Origin of the sequence: Glaciihabitans tibetensis, from assembly GCF_003003265.1 — a bacterium.
Lineage (GTDB): Bacteria > Actinomycetota > Actinomycetes > Actinomycetales > Microbacteriaceae > Glaciihabitans > Glaciihabitans tibetensis.
Genome location: NZ_PVTL01000001.1, coordinates 221,397 through 240,938 on the forward strand (window position 1 = coordinate 221,397; position 19,542 = coordinate 240,938).

At 66.4% G+C, this 19,542-nt stretch carries 17 protein-coding genes; 5 read left to right on the plus strand and 12 right to left on the minus strand.

The annotated features are described in order from the left end of the window. Positions 1-55 precede the first annotated feature (55 nt). Together B0I08_RS01135 and B0I08_RS01140 are read left to right on the plus strand one after the other, a co-directional pair. Positions 56-670, plus strand: coding sequence for an ATP-dependent Clp protease proteolytic subunit (locus B0I08_RS01135; RefSeq protein WP_106208991.1), 615 nt, complete (start codon positions 56-58; stop codon positions 668-670). Between the two features lie 8 nt (positions 671-678). Beyond that, positions 679-1,353, plus strand: a complete 675-nt coding sequence (locus B0I08_RS01140; protein ID WP_106208993.1) for an ATP-dependent Clp protease proteolytic subunit — start codon at positions 679-681, stop codon at positions 1,351-1,353. 85 nt (positions 1,354-1,438) lie between these two features. Here the strand turns inward: B0I08_RS01140 and B0I08_RS01145 are convergent, their stop codons facing one another. The 3 genes from B0I08_RS01145 to B0I08_RS01155 form a co-directional block, all read right to left on the minus strand. Further along, positions 1,439-2,080, minus strand: coding sequence for a copper resistance CopC family protein (locus B0I08_RS01145; RefSeq protein WP_106208995.1), 642 nt, complete (start codon positions 2,078-2,080; stop codon positions 1,439-1,441). A 5-nt stretch (positions 2,081-2,085) separates the two neighbouring features. Continuing rightward, positions 2,086-2,895, minus strand: coding sequence for a YcnI family copper-binding membrane protein (locus B0I08_RS01150; RefSeq protein WP_106208997.1), 810 nt, complete (start codon positions 2,893-2,895; stop codon positions 2,086-2,088). Positions 2,896-3,190: 295 nt separating this feature from the next. Further along, complete coding sequence (locus tag B0I08_RS01155; protein ID WP_146134288.1) at positions 3,191-3,817, minus strand: hypothetical protein; 627 nt, start codon at positions 3,815-3,817, stop codon at positions 3,191-3,193. Positions 3,818-3,999: 182 nt separating this feature from the next. Here B0I08_RS01155 and clpX point away from each other — a divergent pair, with 182 nt between their 5' ends. The 3 genes from clpX to B0I08_RS01170 all read left to right on the plus strand — a co-directional run bounded on the left by clpX (position 4,000) and on the right by B0I08_RS01170 (position 7,573). Then, positions 4,000-5,277, plus strand: a complete 1,278-nt coding sequence (gene clpX, locus B0I08_RS01160) for an ATP-dependent Clp protease ATP-binding subunit ClpX (RefSeq protein WP_106209000.1) — start codon at positions 4,000-4,002, stop codon at positions 5,275-5,277. A 17-nt stretch (positions 5,278-5,294) separates the two neighbouring features. Then, complete coding sequence (locus B0I08_RS01165; RefSeq protein ID WP_245884483.1) at positions 5,295-6,449, plus strand: benzoate/H(+) symporter BenE family transporter; 1,155 nt, start codon at positions 5,295-5,297, stop codon at positions 6,447-6,449. A gap of 89 nt (positions 6,450-6,538) precedes the next feature. Then, positions 6,539-7,573 (plus strand): alpha/beta fold hydrolase, encoded by a 1,035-nt coding sequence (locus tag B0I08_RS01170; RefSeq protein WP_106209004.1) that lies wholly within the window; start codon positions 6,539-6,541, stop codon positions 7,571-7,573. Between the two features lie 27 nt (positions 7,574-7,600). Here the strand turns inward: B0I08_RS01170 and B0I08_RS01175 are convergent, their stop codons facing one another. From B0I08_RS01175 to B0I08_RS01215, 9 genes are all read right to left on the minus strand, one after another. After that, positions 7,601-9,631, minus strand: a complete 2,031-nt coding sequence (locus B0I08_RS01175) for a M3 family metallopeptidase (RefSeq protein WP_106209006.1) — start codon at positions 9,629-9,631, stop codon at positions 7,601-7,603. A gap of 4 nt (positions 9,632-9,635) precedes the next feature. Then, positions 9,636-9,866: a hypothetical protein gene (locus tag B0I08_RS01180; RefSeq protein ID WP_106209008.1), complete on the minus strand. Its 231-nt coding sequence runs from the start codon at positions 9,864-9,866 to the stop codon at positions 9,636-9,638. After that, positions 9,866-12,448, minus strand: coding sequence for a valine--tRNA ligase (gene valS, locus B0I08_RS01185; RefSeq protein WP_245884432.1), 2,583 nt, complete (start codon positions 12,446-12,448; stop codon positions 9,866-9,868). The genes B0I08_RS01180 and valS overlap by 1 nt, the downstream gene beginning before the upstream one ends. Positions 12,449-12,553: 105 nt before the next feature. After that, positions 12,554-13,420, minus strand: coding sequence for a hypothetical protein (locus B0I08_RS01190; protein ID WP_106209011.1), 867 nt, complete (start codon positions 13,418-13,420; stop codon positions 12,554-12,556). 46 nt (positions 13,421-13,466) lie between these two features. Beyond that, complete coding sequence (locus B0I08_RS17680) at positions 13,467-14,372, minus strand: hypothetical protein (protein ID WP_181243122.1); 906 nt, start codon at positions 14,370-14,372, stop codon at positions 13,467-13,469. Between the two features lie 101 nt (positions 14,373-14,473). Further along, positions 14,474-16,060 (minus strand): ATP-binding cassette domain-containing protein, encoded by a 1,587-nt coding sequence (locus B0I08_RS01200; RefSeq protein ID WP_181243124.1) that lies wholly within the window; start codon positions 16,058-16,060, stop codon positions 14,474-14,476. Continuing rightward, entirely contained in the window at positions 16,057-16,860 is an 804-nt protein-coding gene (locus B0I08_RS01205; protein WP_106209018.1) for an ABC transporter permease, read from the minus strand. Before B0I08_RS01205 ends, B0I08_RS01200 begins: the two co-directional genes overlap by 4 nt. Then, positions 16,857-17,840 (minus strand): ABC transporter permease, encoded by a 984-nt coding sequence (locus B0I08_RS01210; protein WP_106209020.1) that lies wholly within the window; start codon positions 17,838-17,840, stop codon positions 16,857-16,859. Before B0I08_RS01210 ends, B0I08_RS01205 begins: the two co-directional genes overlap by 4 nt. Then, positions 17,837-19,537 (minus strand): ABC transporter substrate-binding protein, encoded by a 1,701-nt coding sequence (locus B0I08_RS01215; RefSeq protein ID WP_106209022.1) that lies wholly within the window; start codon positions 19,535-19,537, stop codon positions 17,837-17,839. Before B0I08_RS01215 ends, B0I08_RS01210 begins: the two co-directional genes overlap by 4 nt. Between the last annotated feature and the right edge of the window lie 5 nt (positions 19,538-19,542).

The following is a 19,542-nucleotide window of genomic DNA, read 5'->3' on the forward strand; positions in this document are numbered from 1 at the left end:
GCTGTCCCACTCCGCTAGATTCAAAACCAAGCGATAACTGAATGGGAGCGCAACAATGGCCGAACCGGCACTTGTCAGCAGTGTTTTTGATCGACTGCTGAAGGATCGCATTATCTGGCTTGGTTCAGAGGTGCGCGACGAAAACGCCAACGAGATTGCGGCGAAGCTGCTGCTGCTCGCCGCCGAAGACCCCGAGAAGGATATCTTCCTCTACATCAACTCTCCCGGTGGCTCGATCACCGCGGGAATGGCGATCTACGACACGATGCAGTTTGTACCGAACGACATCGTGACGGTCGGCATCGGACTGGCCGCTTCCATGGGACAGTTCCTGCTCTCCTCCGGCACCAAGGGCAAGCGGTACATCACCCCGAACGCCCGGGTGCTGTTGCACCAGCCCTCTGGTGGCTTCGGCGGTACCAGCGCCGACATCCAGACCCAGGCCCACGTCATCCTCGACATGAAGAAGAGGATGGCCGAACTTACGGCCGAGCAGACCGGCAAATCGGTCGAGCAGGTGCTCATCGACAACGACCGTGACAACTGGTTCGACGCCAAGGGCGCCCTCGAGTACGGCTTTGTCGACCACATCCGCGAGCACGCGTCTGACGTAACGGGCGGCGGCGGAACAGACGAGAGCATTCCGAACCCCGACGAGACTGAGAAGTAGAAAAGATCATGGATAACTTCACCTTCGGCGCCTCTGGTGCCTCCGGCATGGCGAGCCAGATGCCAGAATCGCGCTACATCCTCCCCACCTTCGAGGAGCGCACGGCCTACGGCTACAAGCGTCAGGACCCGTACGCGAAGCTCTTCGAAGACCGCATCGTGTTCCTCGGTGTGCAGATCGACGACGCCTCGGCCGACGACGTGATGGCGCAGCTTCTGGTGCTCGAAAGCCAGGACCCCGACCGCGACATCATCATGTACATCAACTCGCCCGGTGGATCCTTCACCGCGATGACGGCGATCTACGACACCATGCAGTACATCCGCCCGCAGATCCAGACCGTGGTTCTCGGTCAGGCTGCCTCCGCCGCATCCGTACTGATGGCAGCGGGAAGCCCGGGCAAGCGCCTCGCGCTGCCGAACGCACGCATCCTCATCCACCAGCCTTCTGTTGGCGGCCAGGGTGGTGGGCAGGCGTCAGACATCGAGATCCAGGCCCGCGAGATCCTTCGTATGCGCGAGTGGCTCGAGGAGACGCTGTCCAAGCACTCCAACCGCAGCGTGCAGCAGGTCAACAAGGACATCGACCGTGACAAGATCCTCAGTGCCGCCGAGGCACTCGAGTACGGCCTGATCGACCAGGTTCTGACGAGCCGCAAGAACCTTCCCATGCTCGTCAAGTAACACCCGGCATCACCCGCGCCATCGTGCGCACGAAAACTGCGGCCATCCCCGAGGGGACGGCCGCAGTTTTTGTTGCGTGCTGCGACTAGTTTTTCTTCTTGCGCCCGCTGAGCACGAGGGTCACCGCGACCGTGGCCCCGAGCAGCACCACCGCGCCCCCGATCCACAACACGTCGCTGAGGTTCGCGAGCTGGGCCGAATCGGTCGCCTGGCCCTCGGTGTCCTCGGATCCCGTGCCTGGCTCCGTGTCCGGAGCTGTGTCTGGTTCTGGGTCTGCGGTGTCGCCGCATTGGGGCGCGGCTGCCGAACCCTCGGAGACGACACTCGCTGACGCGTCGGCGGGCGCCCAGGTGAAGGGGTACTCGGCCGAGACCGTGTGACCGTCGGCCGAAACCACCTGCCAGACGACCGTGTAGTCGCCGGGCTCGCCGAGGGCGGCGGCGGTGGACATCGTGGGGCCGGCAATGGTGACGCAGCCGTCGCCGTAGTACAGCCCGGCTTCGTCAATCACCTCCAACGCGAACCCACCCTCGCCGACACTCTCGAGTAGAGCCTCGTTCGTGGTGATCTCGAAGTTCGAGGGCAGCGCGGTCAGCTCTTCTCCTGCTGCCGGGGTGGAGGACACCAGGTAATTGTGAGCCTGCGCGGCCGAAGCGAACCCGAACAGGGTGCCACCCAGCACGAGGGTGCCAACCGCTGTCAGCGTCACCGCTTTGACCGGACGCATTGCGCTTACTCCGCGTTCCTGCGACGAGCGGTGATGCCGAGCACCAGCCCTGCCGCCCCGAGGAGAAGCCCGCCCAGCCCGAGGATGCGGGCGAGAACGTCATCACCGGACGAGACCGACGAGGCTGTGGACCCGTTGGATGCCGTCGCCGCGTCGGCATCGGCGTCGGCATCTTCATCGTGGTCGGCACCCGCTGCCGCGTGGTGGTCTGTCGGCGCCGCGTCGTTGATGTACAGCACGGGGGCGGGGTATTCCGCGTCTTCTTCTGTGCTGTCCCAGCTCACGATCGTGCCATCGGAGTAGTACTGCGTCGCAGGGAGCACCACGGATCCCGTGTCGGGAACCGCGCCAAGCGACACCGAGAACTGCTGCAGCTGCCCGTCGGCGATCTCCGAGCCAGGCAATGCCGTCCAGACGACGGACGTGACCGCTTCGGCGACCTCGTTCTCTCCCACGGTGACGGGTGCCGGGAGGGTTTCGGAGACCAGCTCAGCGGACCATCCGGCGACCGGAACGTACCGGACGCTGGTGAACGGGGTGTCCTCGGGAAGCGCGAGCTCCACCTTGGTCGTGGTGGCGGTTGCAGATTCGTTCGGCACTTTCACGGTGATGACCGCGTAGCTGCCGGCCTCGGCAGCGTTCGGGTTGATCGTCACGTGCGCGCTGGCAGCGAGTGGTGCCGCAAGAGCGAGCAACGCGCCCGCGCCGATCGCCGCCGCACCCTTTGCAAACGCGGACGCGCTGCGTCGCTGAGTGCCGGGGTGGCGCGTCGAGGAACGGGCAACGGAGGTGTGGTGTGAAGGGGAGATGTTCATAAAAGAGGTCCTTGTGATTAGGAAAGCCCGCAGGGGAGCAATCGCAGGGGAGCAATCGCGGTGGAGCAAACGCGGTGGAGCAAAGAGGGGAGCGGTGACACAGTGCACAGCTGAGCCGTAGCAGTTAGCCGAGCGGTAGCACCGAGCTGGGCCGTAACACTGAGCTGAGCCGTCGCAGTGAGCTGAGGTTTAGCGGCGAGCGGAGCTGTGTCGGTGCGGCGTAACGGGACAAGCGCTCTGAACACGGCGCTGAATAAGCGTCGCTGATTGGTGAGCGCTGCTTAGTAGGCGCTGATCAGGCGGCGCTGATCGCGGGCGGGCCGCGGTGGCGCAGGGCGCTGAAGAGCAGTGCGAGATCCCGGGGAAGTACCGTTTGCGCGCAACCCACGCGCGCGGGGCGCCCTTCGCCGAGCACCGGTACGGCGCTGATGACGACGGTGAGCAAGGCCACCAACAGCCGGGCCGTTCCACGCAGGCGGAGAATCGCGGACTCGACGTAGCGCAACGCGACCACCGTCAGCAACGCAGCGCCAACATGGGCAAGCCACATCGACGCGGAATGGTGGCTGCCGGTGCCGTCAGGCAGGCCCGCGAGCGAAATCGGCGTTCCGGCGTGTACGGCGTGCTCCGGCACCACAACGGTTCCGGAGTAACTGGTCCCGGAGAACAGTCCGTGGAACATCGCCTGGGCAATGCCCACCGCCACCGACGTTCGCCAGAGCGACACGGTGGGGCCGACGAGCGCGATGCAGATCGGGATCGACAGCGCGAGCGATAGCGCCAGCGCCGCACCAGAAGGTGCCGTGCCCCCGGCGAGCAGGTGCGAGAACGCCGCCACGAGTGTGGCGAAGGTGGCCGCAAGAGACCCGCTCAGCACGCGCACCCCGCGCGCAGGCAGGGCGCGGGTCGGTCGAGTTCTCACTCAAGTATCGTGCCATAGCAACGGCGCGGCACCGAACGCGAGCGCCTGAGGCGGTCAGATCGCGCCACGGGGCACCGCACAGATGCGGCACGCCGATGTCTTCTTTTGTTCAGGTGCCGTGCGCTGTCACCTGTACGGGTTAGGCTCGGATGACGTAGCACGTTGAAAGAGGGAGAGCGACCGTGGCCCGCATAGGGGAAAGCGCCGATCTGCTCAAGTGTTCTTTCTGCGGAAAGAGCCAGAAGCAGGTCCAGCAGCTGATCGCCGGACCAGGCGTGTACATTTGCGACGAGTGCGTCGAGCTCTGCAACGAGATCATCGAGGAGCGCCTGGCCGAGGCCGGCGAAGAGGTTTCCAGCGAGTTCGATCTTCCCAAGCCACGCGAGATCTACGCCTTTCTCGAGGAGTACGTCATCGGACAGGATGCCGCGAAGCGCGCACTGTCGGTGGCCGTCTACAACCACTACAAGCGCATCCGGGCGCGTAACACGATCGGTCCCGCTGACGCCATCATCGACGACGTCGAGATCGCCAAGTCGAATATTCTCCTCATCGGTCCGACCGGGTGTGGCAAGACCTACCTGGCGCAGACGCTTGCCAAGCGGCTGAATGTTCCCTTTGCTGTCGCCGACGCGACCGCGCTCACGGAAGCCGGCTACGTCGGCGAGGACGTCGAGAACATTCTCCTGAAGCTGATTCAGGCCGCAGACTACGACGTCAAGCGTGCTGAGACCGGCATTATCTACATCGACGAAATCGACAAGATCGCCCGTAAGGCCGAAAACCCGTCGATCACGCGTGATGTGTCGGGTGAGGGCGTGCAGCAGGCGTTGCTCAAGATTCTTGAGGGCACCGTTGCCTCCGTGCCCCCTCAGGGCGGCCGCAAACATCCGCACCAGGAATTTATCCAGGTCGACACGACCAACGTCTTGTTCATTGTTGCCGGAGCATTTGCCGGTCTCGAGGAGATCATCTCTCAGCGTGCGGGCAAGAAGGGCATCGGTTTCGGCGCACCGCTGCACAGCAAGGGCGACGACGTAAACCTGTTCGGCGAGGTATTGCCGGAAGACCTCCACAAGTTCGGGCTCATACCCGAGTTCATCGGCCGCCTGCCCGTGGTGACCACGGTCACCCCGCTTGACCAGGTGGCGCTGATGGAAATCCTGACCGTCCCGAAGAACGCCCTCGTGCGCCAGTACCAACGCATGTTCGAGCTCGACGGTGTTGAACTCGATTTCGAGCTCGACGCGCTGGAGTCCATCGCCGACCTCGCTGTTCTCCGAAAGACCGGTGCCCGCGGACTGCGTGCCATTCTCGAGGAAGTACTCGGGCCGATCATGTTCGATATTCCTTCGAATGACAACGTGGCCCGAGTGATTGTGACCAAGAAAACGGTGCTCGACAACGCCGCGCCGACGATTGTCCCGCGCACCGCGCTGCGCGAGGAGAAGTCGGCCTAAGAATTCTCCAGCCGATCATCGCTGGCGTCGTTGGCGCCCTCACGGGATTCGCCAGCGCGTTCGCCCTCGTCATCGCCGGGCTCATCGCCGTCGGGGCCACCCCGGCGCAGGCGGCCTCCGGGCTACTGATTTTGTGCCTTACACAGGCGCTGAGCGGGATGCTGCTGTCGTGGCGCTACCGCCTCCCGCTGTCGTTCGCCTGGTCTACGCCCGGTGCCGCGTTGCTCGTCGCAGCTCAGGCCACCACGGGCAGCTTCGCTGCCGCCGTCGGCGCGTTCGTGGTGTGCGGGGTGCTCATCGTGGTCACGGGTCTCTGGCCCGCGCTGACCCGCGCGGTGACTCGGATACCGAAGCCGATCGCCAGCGCGATGCTCGCGGGCATCCTGTTCCCGATCTGTCTGGCCCCGGTGCGGGCCGCCGTCGATATCCCGCTGCTGGCACTGCCCATCATTGTGACCTGGCTTCTGTTGTACCGGCTTGCCCCGCGCTGGGCGATACCCGGCGCTCTTCTGGTCACCATCGTCGCGATCGGAATGAACGCGGGTAGCGGCTGGATTACTGCGGCGTCGGGAATCCCGCGATTGATCTTTGTGCCGCCCGCGTTCGATCCCCTCGTCATCGTCAGCATCGGCCTTCCGCTGTACATCGTGACCATGGCGGGGCAGAACGTACCCGGCTTCGCCGTGTTGGCGACATTCGGGTACCCGGCGGTGCCTGCCCGTTCGGTGCTTGTCGGCTCCGGCCTCCTCTCCGCGGCAGGCGCGATGTTCGGCGGCCACGCCATCAATCTCGCCGCGCTCTCAGCAGCGCTTATGGCTGGTCCGGATGCGCATCCGGACAAGGCAAAGCGGTGGGTCGCGGCTTTCGCAGGCGGTGCCACCTACGTTGTCCTCGGCCTTGGAGCGACGCTCGCTGCTGCCCTGGTGGCGGTCAGCCCGCCCCTGTTGATCGCCACCGTGGCGGGCTTGGCGATGCTCGGCGCGCTCGTTGCGGGCATCGCGTCGGCTCTCGAAGAACCCGAGCACCGGCTTGTGGCCGTCGTCACGTTCCTCGTTGTGGCGTCGGGTATCGTGGTCGCCGGGGTCGGGTCGGCCTTTTGGGGGCTGCTCGTCGGCGGGCTCGTGATGCTCTGGCTTGGCCTCGGCAAGCGCCGGATCAGCCGGACGTCCTGACGCTGCAGCACCATGGCGGCGCCACGAACGCCCGGAATATCCGCCCCCACGGGCTTATGCTCACCGGCCGGGCTTCTTAGACTGACACGATGATCGACGACGACCAGGTGGTCAACCGCACCCTCGTCGATGGTCGTTCGATCGCCTGGTCATCGTTCGGTTCGGGACCGCCGCTCTTGCTCGGGGGTTGGTGGTCCAGCCACCTCGGGCTGGACTGGCGCAATGCCGCGTTCCGTCGTTTTATTCTGCCGCTCGCAGAGCACCGCACCGTGATTCGGTACGACCGCGCCGGCACTGGCCTGTCCGATCGATCGGCCGCGCCGGACAGCCGTCCCGAGTGGGAGGTGGAGACGATCTCGGCGGTGCTGGATAGCGCCGGGCTTGGTCCGGCCGACGTCATGGGTGTCTCGTTCGCGGCGCCCGCCGCGATCGCCTTCGCGGCGGAGTACCCGCACCGGGTGGAGCGTCTCGTCGTGTTCGCCGGATACGCCTCCGGCGCGGCGCTGGCACCGCTCGAAGCGCGCACCTCCATCCAGACGATCGTGGGCGCGCACTGGGGGATCGGATCGAGGATGATCGCCGACTTTTTCCTCCCCGAAAGCAACCAGTCTGACCGTGCCGCATTCGCGATATCCCAACGTCGTTCAATGTCGGCGCGGGACGCGTGCACCCTGCTGTCGGCCGCCTACGCCGTCGATATCCGGCCCACCCTGTCGAAACTTCGCAGTCCGACACTGCTCCTGCACCGGCGCGGAGACCGGGCCATCCCCTTCGTACAAGGACGCGCGCTCGCAGCTCGCATCGGTGGCTCGCGCTTCGTGCCTCTCGACGGGCTGAATCACCTGCCGTGGCACGGGGAAACCGACGAGGTCATGAGCGCGCTGTTCGAGTTTGGCGGGGTGTCGCGGGCGGGCGGCAGCGGCGGCAGGATTCACAGCCTCACCGCGCGCGAACGCGACGTGATCCGGCTGATTGCGCTTGGACTCACCGACCAGCAGATTGCGGGGGAACTCGTGATGAGTACCCACACCGCGCATCGCCACGTCGCGAACGTCCGGCGCAAGCTCGGAGTCAATTCGCGGGCGGCGGCCGTCGCCTGGGCCGCGCAGCACGGGCTGGTGTGATCGGCGCGTCGGCGTAGCCGCGCGGCTTCAGCCCGTGAGCCCGCGGCGAATGAGGAGCGGATCGATCGCGGCGTCGCGGCCCCGGAAATCGCGGAAGGCCTCGAGGGGGTTCACCGACCCGCCCACGCCGAGCACGCGCGTGCGGAACCGGTCACCGTTGGCCCGCGTCAGCCCGCCATTGTCGGAGAACCATTCGACGGTGTCTGCGTCGAGCACCTCGCTCCAAATATACGAGTAGTAGCCAGCGTCGTAGCCGCCCGAGAAGGTGTGCGCGAAGTACGTGCTGGAGTAGCGCGGAGGAACCGCGGGGTTGTCGAGACCAAAGTCCGCGAGGGCGGCCGCCTCAAACGCTGCGACGTCCGTTATCTCGGTATCACGGGCGATGGTATGCCAGGCCTGGTCCAGTAGCGCCGCGGTGAGGTATTCGCTGGTGGCGAAGCCTTCGTTGAAGGAGGCAGAAGCCTGCAGCTTCTCCACTATCTCCTGAGGCATCACCTCTCCGGTCTCGAAATGCACTGCGTAATTCGCGAGCACTTCGGGCCACAGCATCCACATCTCGTTCACCTGGCTGGGAAACTCCACGAAGTCACGGAACACGTTGGTTCCGGCGAACTTGGGGAAGGTGACCCGGGCGAAGAGTCCGTGCAGCGCGTGACCAAACTCGTGGAAAAGGGTGGTCACCTCGTCGTAGCTGAGGAGCGTCGGCTGGCCAGCGGCCGGCTTCGGTACGTTGAGATTGTTGGTGACGATCACGGGATGGCCGAGCAGCGTGGACTGCGAAACCAGCGAGTTCATCCACGCACCGCCGCGCTTCGAATCGCGGGTGTACAGGTCAAGCGTGTACAACCCGACAATGCTGCCGTCTTCGTCGCGCACCTCGAACACCCGCACGTCGGGGTGGTAGGCAACGAGGTCGGGGCGCTCGGTGAAACTCACACCGTAGAGCCGCGCCGCCGCGAAGAAAACCCCGTCGCGCAGCACTCGTTCTGCTTCGAAATAGGGCCGCATCTCGGCGGTGTCGACGTCGTAGCGCGCCTTGCGCACCTTCTCGGTGTAGAACGCCCAGTCCCAGGCTTCCAGCGCGAACGCGTCGCCGACCTGCTGCTGAAGGTCAGCCTGCTCGATCCTGGCGTTCCGTGCGGCCGCGGGCGCGAGCGTGCGCAGCATGGTGTCCACGGCCTCCGGCGTTCGTGCGGTCTCGTCAGCGGTCACCAGGGCGGCGTGGTTGGCGAACCCGAGCAACGCGGCACGTTCCGCGCGCAGCCGGGTGATCTCCAGCACGAGTTGCCGGTTGTCGTTGTCGCCGCCGTGGATCCCCCTCGACCGGGAGGCCGTCATGATCCGTTCCCGAAGCGCTCGGTTTGTCAGGGATGACAGAAACGGATGCCCCGTGGGCAGCACCAGGGTGATCAGGTACTTGCCGGCCAAACCCCGTTCCTCGGCGGCCTGCGCAGCCGCGGAAATTTCTCCGGCGCCGAGACCGTCCAGTTCGGCGATGTCATCCACCACAACGGCCCGGTCGTTGGTGTCCGCGAGGAGATTCTTCTCGAAGCGTGTGGTGAGCGTCGACAGCCGCAGGTTGTACGAGGTGAGGGCCGCTTTGCTGCGCGCATCAAGCCCGGCGCCCGCCTGGCTGAACTCGGTGAAGTAACGCTCCACGAGGTAGCGGGTCTCGGCGTCGAGCCTGAGGTCGTTGCGTCGCTCATACAGTGATGCGACCCGCGCGAACAGCGCCGGGTTTAGGCGGATGGCGTCAGAATGGGCCGCCAGCAGCGGCGCGATCTCTTCCTCGAGCGCATTCGTGAAGTCGGTGCTGTCAGCGGAGGACTTGTTGAAGAAGACCGTAGCCACCCGCGAAAGCAGCTGCCCGGCGCGTTCGAGCGGCAGAAGCGTGTTGTCGACGGTTGCCTCCGCGGGGTTGGCGGTCACCTCGGCGACTTCCCGGAGGTGTTCGGCCATGCCGTCGAGAAATGCCGGGCGGTAATGCTCGTCGGCGATGTCGGCGAACGGGGGAAGCCCGAACGGCGCGGGGAACGGAGTCGCGAAGGGATTGCCCATGCCGTTAGTCCTCGGTCGGATGAATGGTGACGGCGCCGTCGGCGTCCACCCTGATGGTGGTGCCGTCGTCGAGTTCAACCACCGGGCGGCGCTCCAGCCAGGTCAGGGTCCAACGCCACTGGCTGACGTCGACGCCTTCCAGATCGCCCTCGACGGCGGTGATGGCCGAGATCACGTCAGGGGACAACGTCGCTGGTGCGGCGGTTCCGACGACCCAGCGGGTTCCGAGCTGCATCACTGAACCTCGACCTGTTCTGCGAGCACGATGTGTGTCACGGACACCGCGTCGGCTTCGACAAACTCGACCGTCGCTATGCGCCCGACAGCCTGCAGATCGTCGATAGCCAGCTGAAGCTGCGCCGGCCCGCTGATTGTGGCGGACACAACCTCGGTCTTCTGCGATGCCTTCGCATCCGTCTTCGCGCGTCGGATGCTGATGAGCGCCTCGCTCACGAGGGGCAGCAGCCCGGTGGGTTCGGCGGCTGCCGAAACAACGGGCCACTCCGACGTGTGGATAGAACCGTCATGGGTCCAGCTCCAGACTTCCTCCGTGGCGAACGGGATGAACGGGGCGAACAGGCGAAGCAGCACATCGATGGCGTGACGCAGCGTCGCGGTGGCTGAAGCCTGCCCCTCCGGGGTGCCGGCGCCATACGCGCGCTCCTTGACCAACTCGAGGTAGTCGTCGCAGAACGTCCAGAAGAACTGCTCGGCGGCTTCGAGTGCCTTGGCGTGGTCGAACTCGTCGAACGCCTTCGTGGCTGTGGCGACGACGCGGTTGAGTTCGGCCAGCAGGTCGATGTCGAGCGGGGCAGTTCTGCCCGCGGCATCCACCTCGGCGGTCGGGAACGAGTACACAAACTTCGCGGCGTTCAACACCTTGATCGCGAGGCGGCGGCCGATCTTGATCTGCTTGGGGTTCTGCGGGTCGAAGGCGGCGTCGGTACCCAGGCGGCTCGAGGCAGCCCAGTAGCGCACGGCGTCGGAGCCGTGAGTTTCGAGCATCGCGGCGGGGGTCACCACGTTGCCCTTGGACTTCGACATTTTCTTGCGGTCGGGGTCGACGATGAAGCCGGAGATTCCGGCGTTTTTCCACGGCACCGTGCCGTGCTCGAGTTCCGACCGGAGGACCGTCGAGAAGAGCCAGGTGCGGATGATGTCCTGGCCCTGGCTGCGCAGCGAGTACGGGAAGACAAGGTCGAACAGCTCGGGGTCGCGTTCCCAGCCTCCCGCGATCTGCGGGGTCAGCGACGAGGTGGCCCAGGTGTCCATGATGTCTACCTCACCGGCGAATCCGCCGGGTACCCCGCGCTGCGATTCGTCGTAACCGGGCGCGGTCTCCGATGCCGGGTCGACGGGCAGCGAGTCCTCGCTCGGCACAATGGGCGTGCCCTTGTTTCCCTCGGCATCGAGCTCGTACCACACGGGAATCGGCACACCGAAGAAGCGCTGGCGGGAGATCAGCCAGTCGCCCGTGAGCCCGCCGACCCAGTTTTCGTAACGGGTGCGCATGTGGTCGGGGGTGAAGTTGATCTCGCGACCGTCCGCGATGAGTTTTTCGCGAAGCGCGACATCCCGCGCCCCATTTCTGATGTACCACTGGCGGGTCGAGATGATCTCCAGGGGCTTATCGCCCTTTTCGAAGAACTTGACCGAGTGGGAGATCGGCTTCGGGTCGCCGATCATTTCACCACTCGCCTGGAGCAGCTCCACAACGGTCTTCTTTGCGCTGAACACGGTCTTGCCCGCGAGCTGCGCATACGCGGCGGTTGCCTGCTCGGTCACGATCACGTCGGGGGCGTCGGCGACGATGCGGCCGTCGGATCCGATGATGGTGCGGTTGGGCAGGTCGAGTTCGCGCCACCAGATCACATCGGTCACGTCACCGAATGTGCAGATCATCGCGATTCCTGAGCCCTTCTCCTTCTGGGCGAGGTGATGGGCGACAACGGGAACCTCGACACCGAACAGCGGAGTCGTCACCATGGTGCCGAACAGGTGCTGGTAGCGCTCGTCGTCGGGGTGCGCAACGAGGGCGACGCAGGCGGGCAGAAGCTCAGGGCGGGTTGTTTCGATGTGGATGTCGGTGCTCGAGCCATCGTCGGCCGGAACCGTGCGGAATGCCAGGCGGTGATACGCCGCAGGCATCTCCTTGTCCTCGAGTTCGGCCTGCGCGACGGCGGTGCGGAAGGTGATGTCCCAGAGTGTCGGTGCATCGGCCTGGTATGCCTCGCCCCGGGCGAGGTTGCGGAGGAAGGCACGCTGGGCCGCGGTCTGGGCCTCGTCGCCAATCGTGCGGTAGGACTGGGTCCAGTCGACGCTGAGGCCGAGCGTGCGCCAGACGTCCTCGAACTGCTTCTCGTCTTCGACGGTGAGGCGCTCGCACAGTTCGATGAAGTTGCGGCGCGAGATCGGCAGCTGGTCGGCGGCCTTGCTGCTGGCGTTGTCGCCACCTTCGAGCGGGGGAACAAACGCGGGGTCATACGGCAGCGTCGGGTCTACGCGCACACCGTAGTAGTTCTGAACGCGGCGCTCGGTCGGGAGGCCATTGTCGTCCCACCCCATCGGGTAGAAGATCGTCTTGCCGCGCATTCGCTGGTAGCGGGTAACGAGGTCCATGTGGGTGTAGCTGAAAACGTGCCCGATGTGCAGGCTTCCGGAGGCCGTCGGCGGCGGGGTGTCGACCGAGAAGATGTTCTCGCGAGTCGCATTCTGCCGGTCGAACAGGTAGGTTCCCTGCTCTTCCCACGATTGGCCCCACTTCGTCTCAAGGCCTTCGAGGGCGGGTTTTTCGGGCATCGACGCAGGCGTAGACATGGTTCTCCGGAATCTATATGTGCGGCACCGAGTCAGATGGTGGGGTGCCTGAGTGTGGGAAGTGCTCCCATGGTATCCGACGGGCAGGGTTGGGCTTTGGCCGGGTCAGTCGCCTAGCGCGCGGTTGAGCGTCACCGTGCGGTGAGTCAGCACACCGTCGCCATTGTCGAGCGTGACCGTAAAGGTCTCCGTTTCGAGACTGCAGTCGTACAACGTCGAGTAGGTGCCGCTCGGGTCGACATCGGCATCTGGGTTGGCCTTCGCATCGTCGGTGCCAATGCCAAACCATGCCTGCGCTGCTCCGGTGCTCGTCCAGGCGAAGTCGACCGGCTGCTGCGATTCGGCGTCGTTGCAGAGAACGGGAGCGCCGTCTTCTGGCGAGAACGCGGTGAAGGTCGCGGCAGACGCTGCTGGCGGTGCCGTTGCGGTTGGGGTGCTCGTGGCGGACGGTGCGGGTGTTGGCGACGGAGTGGAAGACTCCGTGGGGCTGGGCGTCGGCGAGCTCGGCGTCGTGGACGGTGCGGGCGTTGGCGTCGCGCTCACCGATGCGGTGGGGCTGTCCACGGGCACGGGAGTGTCGTCGTTGCTGGTCAGCATGATGATGAGCACGATGAGCGCGATGACCAGCGCTGCTCCAATCGCAATAAGGGTGATCAGCAGCGCGCGTGAGCGTCCCGGGGGTGTGCTCTCCGGGTTCGCGACGGGATCCGGGCCAAGGGGCGGGGGCGGGGTGGCCGATGCTGCCACTCCAGCCACCGGGATGTACTCGGTTGCTGCGTCCGAACCGGGCGCGGCCGCAGAGTCACGAGGGGGCGTCGCACCCATCCGTTCGGTCGGGGCGTCCCCGGGTTGCGACGGCGTGGCTCCGATCCGTTCGGTCGGTGTGTCCGCCGGTTGCTGGGGCATGCGCCTCGTCGGAGCGTCCCCGTCGTTTGTGTTGTACGCCTCGGTTGGTGTCTCGTCGTCGCTCATAGCTGTTCCCGTCGGTCTCGTTGAGCCTATTGGTTCATGGACTCGATTATGGGATTGTCAGGGGCAGCTCAAGCGGCGTCTCTGGCGGAGTTGAGGTTGGCGGCGCGGACGGCGAGGTGCTGGGTGTCGGCGAGGCCGACGGAGAGGGTGCGACAGGCGGCGTCTCGACTACCGGCGGCGCGGGGTCAGGGGAGGGTGCTGGTGCCGGTGCCGGTGCTGGTGCTGGCGCAGGTGCGGGAGCCGGTGCTGGCGCTGGAGCGACGCTCGGAGCAGCCGACGGGCGGGCGGGCGCGGTTGCAGACGGTGTTGCCGTCGGAGTGGCGGAGGGGGTGGGCATGCGGCTGGGCGTGGTTTTCGGTGTCGGCGAACTCGACTGCGACGGTTGCGGTGCGGCGGGGTCGTCCGGTGTTGTTCCTCGCACAAACAGGATCGACAGTAGCGCCACAATCGTGACGAACAGCGCGGCTCCTACCGACACCAGGATGATCATCGTTCGGGACCAGCTGCCCGGAGAGTCAGAATCCACCGCGTCGCCGCCGTCGTTTCCTCCTCCGCCGTCGTTTCCTCCGCCGTCGTTTCCTCCACCGTCACCGAATCCGGCACCGGCTGCCGACCCGGCCAACGGGTAGGTCATCAGCGGGTCAATATTCGTGTCGTTTGCGGCGCTGTAGGCCAGCGCGTTCACAATGGATGTCGCCCCGAGATGCTCCGGTTCCTGATCAACAACGGGATCCAACTCGGGTTCGGACTCCGGCCCGACATCCGTTGACGACGCCGTGTCGATCGGGGAGGCGCCGAACGCGGTGGTGGCGGCGTCTGGCTCCACTGGCTGAGATACCGGTTCGGAGGCACCGCGGAGAAGATCCTCAAAGGTCCACTCGTTCGACCCACCCGAGCCCGAGTGCGACCCGCCCGCTGGCACGGCCGGTTCGGGTTTGGTGTCGTCGGTCATCGTTTGTCTCCGGCCTCCCCGCAGCCAGTCCGCGAGCGGCCACAGTTTATCCGGTGCGGGTCTTCGCCGAAAAATCCTGTGGTAGCTCGGTGAACTCGACTTCAATCCAGCCGAAGAACGCTGTCGCTCATGTGCGCGATCACATCAGTGTCGTGGGAGATGAACAGATAACTCAATCCGCGGTCACGCTGCAGGGCATCGAGCAGGTCGAGGATCTGGGCCTGGATCGTCACGTCGAGAGCCGACACGGGTTCGTCGAGGATGAGCACCCGGGGCTCGGCGGCCAGCGCCCGCGCGATCGCCACGCGTTGGCGCTGCCCTCCGGACAAACTGTGCGGACGGCGTTCGGCGATGTTCGAGGCGAGCCCTACGCTGTCGAGCAGCTCGGTCACGCGGGTGGTCCGCCCCGCGCGGGACGGGGATGCCCCGTCGCGCTGCACGGCGTCGGCCAGAATCGCGCGAACCGTTGACCGCGGATCGAACGACCCGAGCGGGTCTTGGTAGATGGCGCCGATCAGCGCCCGGTCGGCGCGACGGAGCTTTTCTGGAGTGCTCGACCACGGCTTTCCAAGCAGGCGCAGCTCGCCCGAGTCCGGCTGCTGCAGCCCCAGTGCGATGCGGGCGAGCGTGGTCTTTCCCGAGCCGGACGGCCCGACCAGCCCCAGCGTTGTGCCCACGGGAAGGGCAAACGAGACGTTCTGCAGAACCGGGCGGGACCGATCCCGACCGCTCGAGAACGCGACCGACAGGTCTGTAGCCTCCAGCGCCAGAGCGGGACGCGGCTCTGGTGCGGACGCTGTCCGGTCGCCCGTGCGGGTCGAAGGCAAGCTCTCGCGAGCGGTCGGCCCGCTGAGCAGGAGCTGGTGCCGCGGCTTGTTCGCGGGGGACGCCGCGAGAAGCTGGCGCGTGTACGGATGCTGCGGGTTGTGCAGCACCGCGGAGGTGTCGCCCTCCTCCACGATGCGGCCGTCCTTCATCACCGCGACCCGGTCGGCGATCGCGGCGACCGCGGTGAGGTCATGGCTGATCAGGAGCACGGCGGTGCCTGCCGTGGCCTGGTCGGCGATGAGGCGCAGCACCCCGTCCCGCACCTGCGAGTCCAGCGCGGTAGTCGGTTCGTCGGCGATCAGGATCCGAGGGCCTGCCGCGAGCGCCGCCGCGATCAGTACGCGCTGGCGCAGCCCACCGCTGAGCTCGCCCGAGCGTTGGCCGACCCGAGTTTCGGGATCGGGGATGCCGGACTGGGTGAGCAGCTGGAGCACACGTGCCCTGCGGTCGGTCGGGCTCAGGCGGGTGTGCAGGCGAAGCGCGTCATCCACCTCACGACCTATCAAGCGCAGCGGATCGAGCGAGACGAGCGCGTCCTGGCTGATCGACCCGACGACGGCGCCGCGCATCCTCTCCAGCCTGCGCTCGCTGAGGCCGAGCAGGGAGAGACCGTTCACCTCCAGGGTGTCGGCGCTGACCTGGGCACCCGCACCGGCGAGGCCCACGAGCGATCGTGCCGTCACGCTCTTGCCCGAACCCGATTCGCCGACCAGGGCGAGGCACTCGCCCGCGGCGATGGTGAGGGTGATGTTGTCGACGGCGGGGGAGTCGGCGCCTGCGAAGCGGACGGTCAGCCCGTCGATCCGCACGAGCGGCGCGGCGCCCACGCGCGCCGCACTGTAAATCGCCTCGACGCTCACGACGACCTCACCCGTGACTGCAGGCTGCGGCCGAGCAGGGTTGTGGCCGCGGCGCTGAGAACAATTGCGAGGCCAGGGAAAAACGTCATCCACCAGAAGGAGGCGACATAGGTGCGTCCCGAATTGAGCATCGCACCCCATTCCGCGGCGGGAGGCGAGACCCCGAGGCCGAGGTAGCTGAGCGACGACGCCCAGACGATCGACTGCCCGACGCCGAGGGTGACGAGAACAAACAGGGTTGCGGTCACGTTGGGGAGGATGTGGCGCAGCAACCTGCGCCACCAGCCATGGCCGAGCACGAGCGCCGCCTCGACGTACCCGGATCTGCGCACGCTGAGCACCTGGCTGCGCACGAGGCGGGCGTACCCGGGTGCGGTCGCAAGGCCCACGGCAATGGTGGATGTCACGGGGCCTGGTCCCGCGATCGCGATGAACAACAGCGCAAGCAGGAGCCCCGGAAAGGCGAACAACACCTCCACAAACCGCGTGGAGGTCGTGTCGAGCCACCGCGGCCCGAGGCCCCCCACGATGCCGAGCACCAGCCCGAGCCCGACCCCGATGGCCGTGGCCAGAACGCCGATCAGCAGCGACGGTGCCGCGCCGTGCACGATCCGGGTAAGGATGTCGCGTCCGGACTCGTCCGTGCCGAGCGGGTGGCCGGCCGAGGGTGCCTGGAAGCTCGCGAGCGGGTCAATGGCGAGGGGGTCGCCGGGGGCGATCAGGTTCGGGGCAACCGCAGACACCACAAAAAAGGCGAGCACCACAACGGGGGCGGTCTCGACGACGCTCGGGCGCTTCATGCGTTGGCCTCGGTGCGGAGCCTCGGGTCGGCGATGCGGTCGAGGACGTCGGTCAGCGTGGTCACCAGGCTGTAGGCGAGGGCGACGACGAGCACGGTTCCGGTGACGAGGGGGATGTCGCGTGCCTGCACCGCACTGAGCAGGGTTCGACCGAGACCGGGGCGGGCGAAGACCGTTTCGACGACGACCGCGCCGCTGACGAGCGTGCCGAATGCCCAGCCGGAGAGACCGATCGCCGGGAGGGCAGCGTGCCTCAGGCCGTGCCGCCAGATCACGCCCGTGGCCGTCTCGCCGCGGGTGCGGGCGGACTGCGCGAAGGGCGAGCTGAGCGCATTCAGCAGCGATTCGCGCATCACCTGACCGAGGAAGCCGGCGAGCGGGATCGCGAGGGTGATCACGGGCAGAACCAGGCCGGACGGCGAACGTCCACTGATCGGCGGCAGCCAGCCGAGCGTCGTGCTGAAGAGCAGGACGAGCGAGGTTGCGAGCCAGAAGTGGGGGAGGGCGACCGCGACGACCTCGAGGGCCGAGCCGAGAGCTCCGGCGATCCGACCGGAGCGGGCGGACCAGACCGCGACCGTGATTGCAAGCACCCACGCGAGGGCAAGGGCGAGACTGGCCAGCAGCAGGGTGCCCGGGAATTGCTCGGCGATGACCGACGAGACCGGTTCCCTCAGGGAATAGGACGTGCCGAAGTCGAGGAGCAGGTACCGTCCCATCTGGGCGAGATACTGCATCCACAGCGGCTGGTTGAGGCCGTACTCCTCTCGCGCCGCCGCCAACGCCTCATCGCTTGCCTGGGAGCCCGGACCGCCGAGGAGTGCTTCGGCCGGATCGCCGGGGATCAGGCGCAACGCGAAGAACGTGAGCGTGGCGGCAGCCCAGAGTACGAAGAGCAGCCCGCCGAGCCGCCCGATCAGCCAGCGGACTCCGGTGCCTCCCCGGCGTGGGGAAACCCGGGAGGCCGCGACGATGGTCACCGATCAAGCCATGCTTCCGCGAGAGTGGGAGTCGAGACGGTGGGCATGGCCCGCAATCCTTCCACGGCCGTGTTGTACAGGTAGTGGTTCTGCTGGTCGTAGAGCGGGAGGATGTAGAACCCGTCGAGCACGATCTGCTGGGCATCAGCGTACAGCTGGCTGCGCTGTTCGGCGTCGCTGACCTCGGAGGCCTCCGTCAACAGTGTGTCCAGCTCGGGCAGGTTGACCTGCGCGAGGTTAGCGAAGTAGCCGCTCGGCGCCGGGGTGATGCCGTCGGAGTGGTAGAGGATTCGCAGCACGTCCGGGCCCACCTTGGTATACGGAGCGCTCACAACGTTGTATTCGTTCGCCGCGAGAGTTGCGTACCAGGTGGAGAGGTCTCCGGGCTCGAGCACCACGTCGAAGCCTGCCTCTTTGGTCGTCGCCTGGATCTGCTCGAAGAGCGACTGTTCTGCGGGAATCGACTGATTGGTACTGACGGGGAAGGTCACCGTGAGGCGCTCGCCGTCTTTCACGCGGTAGCCGTCCGCGTCGCGCTCGGTCCAGCCCGCGGCATCCAACAACTCATTCGATTTTTCGAGGTCGAAGTCGAACAGGTCTGGGTCGCTCACCCCGAGCGGTTCGACGCTGGACAGGGCGGAGTAGGAGCGCTCCGCCGTGCCGAAGAAGAGGCTGGTGATTCCGTCGTTGACGTTCGCGGCGCGGATGAAGGCTTCACGAACGGCAACGTCGTTGAACGGGGCGATGCCGCTGTTCAGCTCGAGGCGGTTGGAGGCGCCCGGGCGGGGAGCGTCGAGCTCCTCGAGCGAGTCGTCGTCGTCGGCGGCGACGAGTGCATCCGGCTGCGCGTTGTCGATGACGTCGACCTCACCAGAGGCCAGCGCCGCATAGCGGGTCGCCGAGTCGGGAACGAAGCGCCAGACGATCGAGTCGAGGTAGGGGCCATCGCCGTCCGCGGCGTCGGCCGGCGGCGAGGTGTAGTCGTCGTTTCGCTCCAGCGTGATGCTGTTCTGTCGGTCCCACTCGGTCACGACGAAGGGCCCGGTGCCGACCGGGCTCTCGCAGTTGACCTCTTTTGCTCGTTCGAGGGCTGCGGGGGATTGCATGGCAACCCACGGCTGGGACAGCGATTCGAGCAGCGCGCTGTCGGGGGCGGACAGGGTGAACCGCACCACGGTGTCGCTGACGGCCTCAACGCCGGTGACCTTGCCGAGAGCGAGGTAACCGGTGGATGATCCGGTCGCGGGATCCTGCACGTGGGCGACGTTGGCCTGCACCGCAGCGGCGTTGAGCGGCTCGCCGTCGGTGAAGGTGACGTTGTCGCGGAGGGTGAAGTCCCAGCTCAGGCCGTCTTCGGCTTCGGACCATTCGGTCGCAAGCCACGGGATGACCGCGCCCGAGGCATCCAACGACACCAGGGATTCGAGGTATTGGGTCGCCACCAGCGCCTGCGGGTAGTTGCCGCCGACGTGAGGGTCGAGGCAGGTCGGCTCCGCGTCTCCCGTGGCGTAGGTGAGGGTGCCGCCCGCCACGGGGTCAGAGCTGCCACCGTTGTCGGCTGCCGGCGCGCAGCCCGACAGGATCAGCGCGGTGAGGGTGAGGCCCGAGATCGCGAGACCGGCGCGGGTGGCAGCGGTGCGCGAGGTTTTGGTGCGGGAGGTCGCGGTGCGCGAGGGGGACGACGGGCGAATGGCCATGCGGG